The sequence below is a fragment of the Sphingomonas sp. Leaf30 genome, assembly GCF_001422525.1.
In the GTDB taxonomy this organism is placed as follows: Bacteria; Pseudomonadota; Alphaproteobacteria; order Sphingomonadales; family Sphingomonadaceae; genus Sphingomonas; species Sphingomonas aerolata.
Map to the genome: position 1 here is coordinate 206,115 of NZ_LMKZ01000005.1, position 13,216 is coordinate 219,330.

At 68.3% G+C, this 13,216-nt stretch carries 10 protein-coding genes; 7 read left to right on the forward strand and 3 right to left on the reverse strand.

Going from position 1 to position 13,216, the window contains the following annotated elements:
* Positions 1 to 16: 16 nt before the first annotated feature.
* From ASE89_RS10300 to pelF, 3 genes are read left to right on the forward strand one after another with little or no spacing between them, the layout of a single operon-like run.
* The gene (locus ASE89_RS10300) at positions 17 to 934 is read left to right on the forward strand and encodes a hypothetical protein (protein WP_156363409.1); all 918 of its coding nucleotides are present in this window, start codon (positions 17 to 19) and stop codon (positions 932 to 934) included.
* Positions 931 to 1,845, forward strand: coding sequence for a hypothetical protein (locus tag ASE89_RS10305; RefSeq protein WP_056677039.1), 915 nt, complete (start codon positions 931 to 933; stop codon positions 1,843 to 1,845). The genes ASE89_RS10300 and ASE89_RS10305 overlap by 4 nt, the downstream gene beginning before the upstream one ends.
* Positions 1,821 to 3,353, forward strand: coding sequence for a GT4 family glycosyltransferase PelF (pelF, locus tag ASE89_RS10310; protein ID WP_236701700.1), 1,533 nt, complete (start codon positions 1,821 to 1,823; stop codon positions 3,351 to 3,353). The genes ASE89_RS10305 and pelF overlap by 25 nt, the downstream gene beginning before the upstream one ends.
* A 24-nt stretch (positions 3,354 to 3,377) precedes the next feature.
* Here pelF and ASE89_RS10315 read toward each other — a convergent pair whose 3' ends face one another.
* Genes ASE89_RS10315 through ASE89_RS10325 form a run of 3 tightly spaced genes read right to left on the reverse strand, consistent with a single transcriptional unit; the run spans position 3,378 to position 8,096 of the window.
* Positions 3,378 to 4,979: a TolC family outer membrane protein gene (locus ASE89_RS10315; RefSeq protein WP_056677046.1), complete on the reverse strand. Its 1,602-nt coding sequence runs from the start codon at positions 4,977 to 4,979 to the stop codon at positions 3,378 to 3,380.
* Positions 4,969 to 6,342 carry an HlyD family type I secretion periplasmic adaptor subunit gene (locus ASE89_RS10320; protein WP_056677049.1) on the reverse strand — a complete coding sequence of 458 codons (1,374 nt, stop codon included), beginning with the start codon at positions 6,340 to 6,342 and terminating at the stop codon, positions 4,969 to 4,971. The genes ASE89_RS10315 and ASE89_RS10320 overlap by 11 nt, the downstream gene beginning before the upstream one ends.
* A complete protein-coding gene (locus ASE89_RS10325; protein WP_082451388.1) occupies positions 6,339 to 8,096 on the reverse strand; it encodes a type I secretion system permease/ATPase in 1,758 nt (585 codons plus the stop codon). Before ASE89_RS10325 ends, ASE89_RS10320 begins: the two co-directional genes overlap by 4 nt.
* 249 nt (positions 8,097 to 8,345) lie before the next feature.
* Between ASE89_RS10325 and ASE89_RS10330 the strand changes: the two genes are divergently transcribed.
* From ASE89_RS10330 to ASE89_RS10345, 4 genes are all read left to right on the forward strand, one after another.
* Complete coding sequence (locus tag ASE89_RS10330; protein ID WP_056677055.1) at positions 8,346 to 8,687, forward strand: hypothetical protein; 342 nt, start codon at positions 8,346 to 8,348, stop codon at positions 8,685 to 8,687.
* A 198-nt stretch (positions 8,688 to 8,885) separates the two neighbouring features.
* Positions 8,886 to 9,395 (forward strand): RNA polymerase sigma factor, encoded by a 510-nt coding sequence (locus tag ASE89_RS10335; RefSeq protein WP_082451389.1) that lies wholly within the window; start codon positions 8,886 to 8,888, stop codon positions 9,393 to 9,395.
* Positions 9,392 to 10,372: a FecR family protein gene (locus tag ASE89_RS10340; RefSeq protein WP_156363410.1), complete on the forward strand. Its 981-nt coding sequence runs from the start codon at positions 9,392 to 9,394 to the stop codon at positions 10,370 to 10,372. The genes ASE89_RS10335 and ASE89_RS10340 overlap by 4 nt, the downstream gene beginning before the upstream one ends.
* Positions 10,373 to 10,471: 99 nt before the next feature.
* Entirely contained in the window at positions 10,472 to 13,168 is a 2,697-nt protein-coding gene (locus ASE89_RS10345; protein WP_236701701.1) for a TonB-dependent receptor, read from the forward strand.
* Positions 13,169 to 13,216 lie beyond the last annotated feature (48 nt).

Sequence of the window (13,216 nt, forward strand, 5' to 3'; positions counted from 1 at the left end):
CCGGTGGCGACGCCCCTTGCGGATTGCCTTGGAGATCGCGCTCACCTTCGCCGCGCTGGCGGCGCTCGACTGGTGGCTGACGGGCGAAACCGGCTTCACGCGCGTTCAGCCCAACCCCTATTGGCTGCCGGTGCTGGTGATGGCGCTCGCCTATGGCACCGGCCCCGGCGTCCTCGCGGCGGGAATCGCGTCGGGGCTATGGCTCGCGCATGTCCACGACGACACGGGCGCGCGCGACTATCTCGATCATCTGTTCCATCTGTCGCTCCAGCCATTGATGTGGTTCGTCGCCGCCGGAGTCATCGGCGAAGTGACGATCATGCGGACCGCGCGGCACGATCGGCTGGAAAAGCGCGGCGGGGTCGCGACGCGGAACCTGGCGCGGCTGACCGACGCGTTTGCCGCGCTGTCGCGGACCAACCGGCTGTTGCAAGTGCAGATCGCGACCGAGGCGCATACCGTCGGCCATGCGATCGAGACGGCCGCGCGACTCTGTTCGCAGGACCTGGCTGAACGACGTGGCGCGATCGGCGAACTGATCGCGCTTGCCGCGCGAACCCCCGACTTCACCTGCTACCGCATGACCGGGGACGAGGCGCGCGCATGGATCCGCGGGCCGGTCACCGCGGGACGACGCGACACCCTGCCAGGTCCCCTGATGGAGCGGATGGCACGGTCGCAGGGGATGCTGCACGTCGCGAGGCGCAGCGATAGGATCGTGCTCGATGGTATCGGCATTGCCGCGATCGCCCTCCCTGATCCGAAGACCGGCGAACCTGTCGGGTGCCTGGTCCTGCACGCGCTGCCGTTCGAGACGCTGAACGCGAGCCGTACCGCCGAACTGACCGAGATCGCCGCCTGGCTGACGCCGCTGCTCGCCGATACGCTGCACGCAACGCAGCGGCCGGTCAGGGCCGCCGGGCTGGTCGCGTGATCCGCCGCCTCACTGCGCTCGCGCTGCTGGAGATGGTCGTCCTGACGGCGTGCTGGCTTTTCGAACTTGCGGCCGGCTGGGCGCTCGCAGTCCATGCCGTGGCTAGCGGAATTGGGCTCACTTTGTGGCTCCGCAGCGGTGCGGCGGCCGGTTTTGCGGCGGCGATGCTGGGTGTGATGGGTCCGCTCGGCCTGCTTGTTGCCCTGCCCCTTGCTCGCTTCGTCAGACCCGCCGCCCACCGGAGCGACGACGAGATGTTCGGCCCTGTTACCGGGCGTTCCGCACAGCGTGGCGCGCGTCTTGCGGTCGCACGCATGCTCGACGGGCGGGTTCATCACGCCACCCCCGATACGCTGAGCTCGCTCGTCACGATCATGCGTCACGGCGCGGTCGCCGAGCGGCGGCGCGCACTGGAGACCGTGGTGCGGTCGTTCGAGCCCGCGCTGTCGCCGCTCATCGCGCTGGCGCTGACCGATAGCGACCAGACGATCCGCGCGCTTGCTGCGGCCGCGTCGGCGCGCGTCGCGGAAAATCTGGTGCTCGCCCGTGCACGGCTGTCGGCCCGCGTTGCCGATGGCGGCGATCCGGACGCCGCGACCAATCTGGCGCGGCTGCTCGGGGACCACGCGCGTTCGGATGTGCTGCTGTCCGATTCACAGCGCCTCCACCTGCGCGAGGACGCGGTTGCGACGATGGCCGCCGCGGGATCGGACGGGGCGGACGACCGGCATGCGGACACGCGTGATGCGTTGATGATCGAGGCGTTCTGGGCTGCGGGCGATTATGACGCGATCGACTGGATGGCGACCGCGATCCAGGCGTCGGCAGACCGGACCGGCGATCCGACCGGCGCGAACGATCACGGCGCGACGACGCTGGCGAACTGGTGGCTGACGGGCGCCGCGGCGTGATCCCGCTGTCCGCCTTGGCCGAAACGGCCCGGCACGCGCCGGTCTGCGTACCCGACGCCGATATCTGCCTGATCGTCGAGGGCGCATATCCCTATGTTATCGGCGGCGTATCCGGCTGGCTGCAGGATCTGATCACGCATCTGCCCGACGTCCGGTTCGTGATCGCCGCGATCAAGCCGGGCGCGGGGCTGCTCGCGTTCCAGCTCGCCCCGCCGCCCAACGTCGTCGCGGTGGTCGAAATCGGCCTGGCGCCCGCGCCGGCGATGCCGCGCGCGATCCCGGACCGGATCGCGGTACCGATAGCCGACGCGCTGGTCGCGTTCGTTGGAACCGGTGGCGCGGAGCGGCTGGCGACGCTGATCGACGTGATCGGCGGCATCGCGCGACCGCTTGCCCCCGGTGACATCCTGTCGCACCCGTCCGTCTTCGCACGCCTCAGGCGCCATTATCAGGCGATGCTGCCCAAGGCCTCGTTCCACCATTATTTCTGGGCGATGCGCGTGCTGCTCGGCGGGTTGCTCGCGGTGCTGACGGCGCCCCTGCCGCGCGCCAAGGCCTATCACACCATCTCGACCGGGTTCGCAGGCCTGCTCGCCGCCCGCGCCGCGCGCGAGACCGGGCGCCCGGCGTTCATCACCGAACACGGCATCTACCTGCTCGAACGCCAGATCGAGGTGATGATGGCGGACTGGATCGGCGATCAGGTCGACACCGGGCTCGAGCTCGAACGCAGCGTGCGCGATCTGCGCGACCTCTGGGTACGCGCCTTCACCAGCTATGCGACCGCCTGCTATGACAGCTGCGATCCAATCGTTGCGCTGTACGGCGAGAATACGGCGGTCCAGCGCCGGCTGGGTGCCGCCGCCGACCGGGTCCGCGTCATCCCCAACGGGATCGATTCGAAGCGGTTCGCCGCACTCCCCGACCAGCGCGATCCGGCACACCCGCTGGTCGCATTGCTCGGCCGCGTGGTCCCGATCAAGGATGTGAAGACGTTCATCCGCGCCGCCGCGATCGCGCATGCCGAACGCCCCGACATCCGCTTCGTCGTGCTCGGCCCCGAGGATGAGGACCGGGAATATGCCGCGGAATGCTCGCGGCTGGTCGAGGATCTGGGCCTGTCGCCGGTCTTCCACTTCGCCGGGCGCGTGCGGATCGAGGACTGGATGGCAAAGATCGATCTGCTCGTGCTCACCAGCCTGTCCGAAGCGCAACCGCTGGTGATCCTCGAAGGTGGCGCCTGTGGGATCCCCGTGGTCGCGCCCGACGTCGGCAGCTGCCGCGAGATGATCGAGGGACGCGGCGGCGGGGACTCGGGCCATGGCGGCATCATCACCCCGCTGGTCAATCCCGCAGCGACCGCGGCGGGGATCCTCGCGATCGCGGGCGATCCGGCAATGCGATCGGCAATGGGCGAAACCATGCGCGAACGCGTGCGCCGCGACTATGATCACGACACGATCATCGGGGCCTATGCAGAACTCTACGGAACACTGATCGAGCGGTAGCCGACACGAGTACGCCGTATCGGATCATCTTCCGCTCGTGACCACCGCATCGCTCAGATCGGCCGCGACCGGTCCCGCAAGCACTGGAACCGCCGCGATCGGCAGCACTTTGCCGATCGGCCCTGGCAAGGCCCGGACGGCGGCCGGCCTGATCCGCGCGTCGGTGGCAGGCGCGATCACGGGTGCAGCCGGGGCGGTGCCGGCGGGCTTCTGCGCACGGTCGATCGGCGCGAGCACCGGATCGAACGGTCCGAATGTCCTGGCCCGCACCACCCGCGTGTTCCGCGCCGGATCATAGGTCGGCACCGCCTGATCGATCGCCGCCGCCTGCAGTCGCCCCAGCGTCGCCAAAAGCCGCGCCTCGGCGGCATAGGCTCCATAGGTCGCGTTGACGAACACGAGTTGCGCGGTCAGCAGGCGCTGTTCCGAATCCAGCACCTCGAAATTCGAGCGAAATCCTTCGGCGAAGCCGCGCTGAACCCCGGTCAGCGCCGACTCCGCCGCCTCGGTCGCGCGCTGCCCCGCCGCCATCTGTTCACCCCCCGCCACCGCCTGGTTCCAGGCGTTCTGCGCATTGGCGAGTGCGGCACGTCGTGCCGTCTCGACCTCGAACCCGAGCTGCTGGCGTTCGGCGACCGCGGCGCGGACGCGCGAGCCGATCACGCCGCCAGTCAACAACGGCATCGTCACCGTGACCCCGCCGGTCGCCTGCGCACCCGCATCGCGCAGCCGGTAGGAATAGGGGCTTCCATAGCCATAGCTCCCCGACAGCGCGACGATCGGCGCGCGTTCAGCGCGCTGCGCCGCGATCCGCGCGTCGCCCGCCTTGGTGGCGAGGATCGCCTGCCACAGGCTCGGGCTCTCCTTCTCCACCACGGCGAACGCGGCATCGAGCGAGCGCGGCAGGCCGGGCAGCGTCGGCGGCACGAGCAGCGTGCCCGGATTGCGCCCGACGACCGCCGCGAACCGCCCACGGCTTGCCTGGAGAGTGACCGTCGCCTGCGCCAGCTGCGCGCGGATAATCTCGCGCTGCGCCTCGGCCTGCGCGATGTCGGTGCGGGTCAGGTCGCCACCCCGTTCGCGTGCGATCGCCTGGGTCACCTGTCGCCCATAGGAGTCGAGCGAGCGCTGCTGGATCGCCACCAGCGCCTGGTCACGCCGCACCGACACGAACGCGTCGACGACTTCGAGCAGGATCGTGTTCTCCGCCTCGCGCAGGCGCTCGCGCCCGGCAAGCACGGTCGCCTCGGCCGCCGACACCTGAGCGGCGGTCCGCCCGCCGTTGAGCAGGATCTGCGAAGCGGTCAGCGAGGCCCCCAGAGTCCGCCCCCGCGCCGTATCGAAGTCGCCGAGCAGCCCACGCTGATCCTGCGACTGATATTGCAGCGTCATGTTGATGCCCGCGGTCAGCCGGTACGCGGCCCCCGCCTGGACGATCTGCTCGTCGAGCGCGCGAAGCTGGGCGCGCTGTCCCTCGAGCGACGGATTGCTGCGATAGGCATCGGCGATCGCCTGTCCCAGCGTTTCGGGCGCTGCGGTGGTTGCCTCCGACGCCGTCTGTGCGGCTACGGGCATGACCGGCACCAGCAGTATCGCGGCGGCGAGCCGGAGCTTGTCAGCGTTCATGGAGCGACCGTGAAAAGGCCTCGGTCAACGGATCGAGAAGATAGTCGAGCGCAGTCCGCGACCGCAGCTTGACGAGGACGGTGACCGGCACGCCCGCGCGGATGCCCGTGTCGCGACCGCGCACCGCCTCGATCTTGGCGATCTGAGCGCGCGGCACGGTGACCTCCGCACTGAAATAGCTGCGACCGGTCTGCTCGTCGCGAAGCGAATCCGCGGAAACCGTGCGAACCGTGCCGAGCAGGATCGGCAGGTCGCGTTCGTGCAGCGACAGGAACTTTACCTCCGCCTCGCGCCCGGCAAACACCCCGTCGATGTCGCCCGGCGAGAAATTTGCGCGCACCACAAGCGGCGCGGCGTCGGGGACGATGTCGAGGATCGCCTGGCCCGGCTGAATGACGCCCCCCACGGAGAAGACGCGCAGCCCGACCACGCGGCCCGCCACCGGTGCACGGATGATCGTGCGCGCCAGCTGTTCGCGGGCCGCGGCCAGCTTGGGCAAGACCTCGTTCAACTGGAACTGCGTGTCGCGCAGCAACGTCGCGCTTTCCTCGACATATTTGCGGCGGGTCTGAACGCCTTCCGCGCGGGTCTGGCCGATCTGCTCACGCGCGGCCGCCGAGCGTGAGACATAGTCGGCGTCGGTCCCGTCGAGCTGCTGGATCGAGCGTTCGATCGCACGGACCGTGTTGCGCGACACATAGCCCTGGTCGGCAAGCGCCCGCGTGCTGTCGAGCTGCTGCCGGAGCGAGGCGCGCTGCCGGGCGGTCGCCTGCGCCTGCGCGTTGAAGCCGGTCGTCTGCTGCGCAACGGTCGCCTCCTGCTGGCGGAGGACCGCGCCATTGGCGGCGAGAGCCGCCGAGCGTGCCGACCGCTGCGCAAGCTGGAGCGACTTCGCCCGCTCGACGAGACGGAGGTCGTCGCCCTGCACGGACGCGAAGTCCGCAGGCCAGACGACCGCGCCGCCGCGAACGTCCGCTTCGAGCCGGGCCCGTTGCGCCTGGAGGTCGATGACGCTGGCGGCCAGCGCACGCTCGCTGGCGGTGACTTCGCCGCCTTCGAGCCGGAACAGGACGTCGCCCGCACGGACGTGCTGACCGTCGCGCACCGCCATCGCCGCGACGATCCCGCCCTCGCGGTGCTGGACGGTCTGGCGATTGCCCGCGACGACCACCTGCCCCTCGCCCGCCGCCGCCGCATCGAGCCGCGCGAACGCCGCCCAGCCCAGCCCCACGACGAAGAACAGGATCGCGACCAGCCCGCCGATCAGGATCGCATGCCGCGGGGAATCGTCGAGACGGAGGCGATCCGCCAGGCGCGCGCCACTGGCGGCGGGGACCGGGCTGGCCAGTTCGGCGGGTATCATCGGGGGCCTCCGGTCGCCGCGACGGGCTCTGCATTGGCTGGGCGCAACACCTTGGCGCGGTCGTCGAACAGCTGGATCGTGCCGTTGCGCAGCACCATGATCTTGTCGACCGCCTGCAAAAGCCCGGTCCGATGCGTCGACACGATCACCGTCGCGCCACGCGCGCGGAGCGTCGAGAGCGTCGTCACCAGCCGGGCCTCACCATCGCTGTCGAGATGCGCGTTGGGCTCGTCGAGGAACAGGATCGTCGGCGTACCGAACAGCGCGCGCGCCAGCGCGACCGACTGGTTCTGGCCCGCCGACAGCCCCGACCCGTCCGCCATGCTCAGCATCGTCGCATAGCCATTGGGCAGGCCGAGGATCACCTCATGCGCACCCGCCGCCTGTGCCGCCTCGACCACTGCGGCGTCGAGCTGCTCGCTTTCGCCCGCCAGCACCGACTGGAACCGCGAGATGTTGGTGTGCACCGTGATCGGGAACAGCGACGGGGATTGCGGCATATAGCCGACGTGCCGGCCAAGCTGTTCGCGGTTCCAGTCCGCGAGACTCGCACCGTCGATCCGCACCTCGCCAGCGTCCGGCGACAGCGCACCCGACAACACGCGCAGCAGCGTCGACTTGCCCGCGCCGCTCGGGCCGACCAGCGCGACGATCTCGCCGGGCGCGACCGCGAAACTGATGTCCGACAGCAATGCGCGATCGCTGCCTTCCGCGCGCACCGTGACACCGTGGACGTCGATCCGGCCGGTCGGCACGGGGAGCGTCGTCGCGTCGATCGCGGGCCCCGGCATCCGGCAGAACGCATCGAGATCGCGATAGGCGTTGCGCGCGGCAGCGAGCGGCTTCATCGCCCCGAGGATCTGCTCGACCGGCTGGAGCGCCCGCCCCAGCAACAGCGACGCCGCAAAGATCGCGCCGCCCGAAATATCCTGCCGGATCGCCAGCAGCGCGCCGAGCGCGAGCGCGAGAGACTGGAGCAGCAGGCGAAGGAACTTGGTGATCGCGAGAAACTGCCCCGACGTACCGGCGAGCGCGGCCTGACGGCGGACGAGCTCGGCGCGCTCCAGCAGATGCCGGGTGATCAGCGCATTGCGCATCCCCATCACGCGCGCGACCTCCGATCCGTGGATCGACACATCCTGTTCGCGCGTCGCGAGTACCGCGCGGGCTTGCGTGTCGCGCGCGGCCCCCGCGGTCACCCTATCGCTGAGGATCGCGATCCCGCCGAGCAGCAGCGCACTCATCAGCGCCAGCACGCCGATCCAGACATGGAGCAGGAATGCGATGCCAATATAGATCGGCGCCCAGGGCGCATCGAACAGCGCGATGATCGTCGGCCCGGTCAGGGTCCCGCGCACCGTGTCGAAATCGCGCATCGCCTGGCTGCGCTGGCCGGTCGTCGCGCCATCGGTGCCGAGGATCCGCAGCAGGATCCCCGGTGCCGCCTGACGCTCCAGCCGCATGCTAGCGCGCAACAGCAACCGCATGCGCACCGCGTCGAGGATCGCGAACACGACCAGCGCCAGCACGAGGATCAGCGTCAGCAGCAGCAACGTCGTCCCGCCCCGCGTGGGCACGACCCGGTCATACACCTGCAGCATGAAGATCGACGGCACGAGGTAGAGGATGTTCACGAGGCCGGAGAACAGACCGGCGAAGACCAGATGCCTTCGACACCCAAGGACGGCACGCGCCAGTGCATTATGCCCATGGTCGGATGGTGCCGTCAGGGGCGCTGGGGAGGACGTCGGCATCGCGTCGTCTTAGCCACGAAGTTTAAACGAACGGTTTCTCAGGCGCTCCCCAAGGCCGATCTGCCGCTCGACGATCTCTGTCTTAACGCGCGTGCGGGTTCGCTCCGTGTGACGCACAGCGTCTGGCCCGGGGCCTTCGCGACCCAATCCCGACACCCGTTCCTGTGGTCATCCTGCGTGTCGCAGGTGTAGTGGTGCCGGGCGCGCCGCTACAGCGTGCAGACATCCACCGAGAGACTATACAGCGACATGGCCCGCAAACATTCGAAACATGCCCCGTACGAGGAGCCCGATCGCGAAGACGAGGAAGGCCCGGCACCGGTCGCGCCGTGCTGGCTCTGCGGACGCGTACTCGGCAAGACCATCGTCTGGCATCATCCCGTGCCGAAAAGCCGCGGCGGTCGCGATGTCGTGCCGATGCATCCGATCTGCCAGCAGACCTTGATGGCGAATTTCACCAATTCCGAGCTGCAACGCCACGGCATGAATGTCGACGCGCTGCTGGCCGATCCCACGGCCCGCAAATTCGTGGATTGGGTCGCGAAGAAAGATCCTGATTTCACCGCGACGACGACGAAGAAGCAGCGCTGACCAGCTACGCCTCGTGGAGCGGCCCAGAAAACGGTGTTCACGGCTTCTAAAACACGGCGCGCGTTCGCCTGCATCAATATAGATTTCGAATGCCGCAAGATTGACCGCGTCAAATACCGACCAGCGAGACTCATTGACGTAACAGACCCGGCTATTAGAAACCGGTCATGGCGATGAAGGGGGAGCAAGTGTCCGGCCTTGGCGAAAGGACAACGATCCTTCACGCTGGTCGAGACCTATACCCGGCCGCTGAGCCGGTACTTCACGCGGCGCGTCTCCGCGCCACACGACGTCCCCGATCTGGTCCAGGAGGTTTTCCTGCGACTCAGTCGGCTGGAAGACCCGAACGGCATTCGCCAGCATGACAGCTTCATTTTCGTCACCGCAGCCAATGTCCTGAAGGATCAGGCCCGGCGCAATCAGGCGCGAGGCGCGGGATTGTCGGATCCCATCGACGATCTTTCGCTTGAAGGTTCGGATTTCGCGCCCGACCGCGTCTTGGCGAGTAAGTACATCGCGGACGCGTTGCGTCGTGCGCTTGCCGAACTGCCCGAACGGACACGTGACGTGTTCGTGCTCAGAATGCTGGAGGGATTGAAGATGGCCGATGTCGCGCATGCCATGGCGATCTCGACGCGTGCCGCCGAGAAGCACCAGGCACGCGCGCTCGCGCATGTCGCGGAACGCTTGAAGGACTGGCATCGGTGAGCGCTCCGGTCATGATCGAAGCCGCGGAATGGGCCGAACGGCTGGACCGCGACCCGGGCGCAGCAATGCGTGCGCGGTTCGAGGACTGGCATGCGCGACCGGATCACGCTGCAGCCTGGGCGGTGATAGCCCAAGCACGGGTTGCTAGTGCAGCGCTGGCAGACCATCCCGACCTGCTGGCATTGCGGCACGCGGCCGTGGCGCGTGCCGCGCTGCGCCGCGAGGCGCGACGAGTCGCGCCGTGGATGCTGGCCGCGGCCGCCTGTGCCACGGTGGTCGCGCCGCTGGCGCTGTGGCGCTTCGCGGATGATACGCCTGCCGTGCAGGTCGCCGAAACACCCATGTACCGGACGGCGACGGGTCAGCGCCTGATGGTCACGCTGTCCGACGGGTCGCGGCTGACTCTCGATACCGACACGCGGGTCCGGATGGCCTATACGAGCACCGAGCGTCGATTGGTGCTGGAACGCGGACAGGCCTTGTTCGAGGTCGCCAAGCACCAGACCCGGCCGTTCGTCGTCACCGCGGGCGCGCAAGCGGTCACCGCGCACGGCACCGCGTTCGACGTGCGGCTCGAGACCAGCGCGGTGCGCGTCGCGCTGCTCGAAGGGCTGGTCAGCGTCGCCAGCAAAGGCGCGCACGGCAAACCCGTCGCGCTGGTGCCGGATGATGTCCTAACCGCATCGGCGGGCGGCGTATTGGTTCGCCACATGCCCGGCAGTGCGCAACGGCTGGCAAGCTGGAGCGAAGGCCGGCTCGTGTTCGAGGACGAGGCATTAAGTCAGGCCGTCGCCGAGATAAATCGCTACAGCGTCCAGCAGATCGCGATCGTCGACGCCGCGGCGGGCCGGGTCCGGATCAGCGGCGCATTCCGGACGGGCGAGGTCCAGCCGTTCCTAGACGCGCTCGAACTCGGCTTTCCCGTCAGCGTCGACCGGCGCGCGAACGGCAGCATCACGATCGCCTCGAAAAAATAATCGACCCGAGGGCAAAACCCGGTTCGGGTTTTCCGACGTTCCGCGTCTTTATCGTCAGATCGACCCCGGCAGAGGGATCGCACGAACAGGGAGGGTTGCATGACATCCACAGGCAGGGCCGTGCTGATACGCGGCGTGATGATGACCGCATTGGCGCTGGGCGCAGGCGGGATCCCGATCGGCGTCACCGCGCAGGCCGCTATCGGCATCCGCATCGCACGGCAGGACATGAGCACCGCGTTGCTCGCCTTCTCGCGCCAGAGCGGCAGGCAGATCCTGTTCTCCCCCAGCCTCGTCCGCGGCAAGACCGCACGCGCGGTGGCCGGCCGGATGGACGTCGGCGCGGCGCTGACGACGATCCTGAAAGGCTCCGGGCTCGGCCACCGGCTGACGCCGAGCGGGGCCTATCTGATCATCGACACGCATGCCCAGGCGGCCGAAGCCACGCCAGCGGCGGTTCAGGTCGCCCCGGCGCAGGCGGCAGCCGATCCGGCTGCGGTGCAGGTACCCGAGGAAACCGCCCCCGATATCGTCGTGATCGGCACCGCGGGCGCCGGCACCCGGCGCCAGGACGCCGCGTTTGCGGTCACCACGATCGACAGCAGCATGGCGCAGCGGCTCGGCACTGCCAGCACCGCCGAAGTCCTCCGCGCGGTGCCGGGGGTCAGCACAGAAAGCTCGGGCGGCAAGACCGGCGCGAACATCTTCGTGCGCGGCTATCCGTCTGGTGGCGATGCGGAATATGTCACCTTCCAGACGCAGGGCGTGCCGTTCTTCCCGCCGCCGACGCTTTCGTTTCTCGAAAACACGCAGCTGATCCGAATCGACGAGACGATCCAGCGCGTCGAAGCGGTGCGCGGCGGCACCGGCGCGCTGTTCTCGAACGGTCAGCCCGGCCTGACCGTCAACCTCGTCCAGCGCGAGGGCAAGCAGACGCCGGCCGGATTGCTGAAGCTCAGCGGCACCGATTTCGGCGAGTTCCGCGTCGACAGCTACGTCTCGGGGCCGATCGACGACAGCACAACCTATATGCTCGGCGGCTATTACTCGACCTCGCGCGGGGTCCGCGACGCGCAGTTCGACGCGGAGCGCGGTGGTCAGATCACCGGCAATATCCGCCATGACTTCGACAAGGGCTCGATCCTGCTCTTCGGGCGCTATCTCGACGATCGCGGCCAGTGGCTGCTGCCCATCCCGGTCGTCCAGGACGGCGACAAGATCCGCGAATATTCCGGCTTCGATGCCGGTACCGGGACGCTCGTCGGACGCGACACGCGGATCGGCGTGCGCAATGACGGCAGCCGGGTGGATCTGGCGGATGGCCGCAGCGCGAAGATCTACAATCTGGGCGGCAATTTCGATTACGAACTCGGCAGCGGCATCACGGTGCGCGATCGCGGCAGCTGGATGGAGGGCGATGCCGACACGATCGGTCTCGTCCCCGGCGGCGCTGCGCCGGTCACCGCCGCAGCCTATGCGGCCGGCCGGGGCGGAACGATCGGTTCGCTCACCTTTGCCACCGGCGGTGCGGCGGCCTCGCCTAACCAAACGGTCGTCGAGGCCGGGCTGTGGAGCGTCGAAAAGCACATCCAGGCCTTCGTCAACGATTTCGCGCTGGAATGGAAAACGGGCAGCAACACGCTGACCGGCGGCGTCTATTACACGCGGTACAAGTCGCGCGACCGGTGGAATCTCGGCAACAGCATGCTGCTCACAGCCGAGCCCAATGCCCGGCGGCTGAATCTGACGCTGGCGGATGGCCGGATCGTCACGCGGGACGGCTTCTCGGGCGGATCGACGTTCAAGGTCAACGCGCGCTACACCGGCGAGGACGTCGCGGGCTATGCCGTCGACGAACTGCAGATCACCGACCAGCTGCGGATCGACGGCGGCGTCCGGTGGCAGCATCACTCGGTCGACGGCACGCTCGAAAACCTTGCAGCGACCGTTCCGGCGGCGGGTTTGGACGGCAACCCGCGGACGCTGTACGACAATGGCGATGCGCAGCTGAACGGCACCTTCCGCACGATCCGCTACCGCGGCGATGCCTGGTCGTTTACCGGCGGCGTCAATTACGACCTGACCCGGCAGGTCGGCGCGTTCGTCCGCTACAGCCGCGGCAACAGCTTTCCGTTCTTCGACAATCTGCGCGACGGGATCGACGTCGCACCGCAGGTCGACAGCTATGAAGGCGGCGTGAAGGTCTCGACCGGCATCGCCAACCTGTACGCGACGCTGTTCCACAACACGTTCGACGGCCTTGCAACGACGGTCATCACCAGCGGCGCCCCGATCGCCTCGGTCGGCGGTGCCAAGGCGACCGGCGTCGAGTTCGAGGGGCAGTTGCGGCCGTTCGGTGGCTTCACGCTCAGCGGGTCGGCGACCTATCTCGACGCCAGCTACCGCGACTTCTTCACCGATGGCGGCCGGACCGATCTCACCGGCAACCGGGTTCAGCGCCAGCCGAAATGGCAATGGCGCGTGACCCCCGCCTATGATCTCGAGCTCGGCGGCGATGCGAAGGCCGGCGTCTATGCGACGATCGGCTATATCGGCGACCGCTTCTCGGACGTCCAGAACGCGCAGGTGCTGCCGAGCTTTTACAAGCTCGACGCAGGCATCACGCTCGATCTGAACCGGCAGGTGCAGTTCCAGGTGATCGGTGACAATCTGACCGACGAGATCGGGCTGACCGAGGGCAATCCGCGCACGCTCGGATCGCAGGGAAGCGGCACGATCCTCGCAAGGCCGATCGTCGGTCGCTCGATCCGCTTCGCCGCCGCGTTCAAGTTCTGACACAGGCCAGGGTGATCGATCCCGCCCCGTCGAGGGATCGATCGCCCT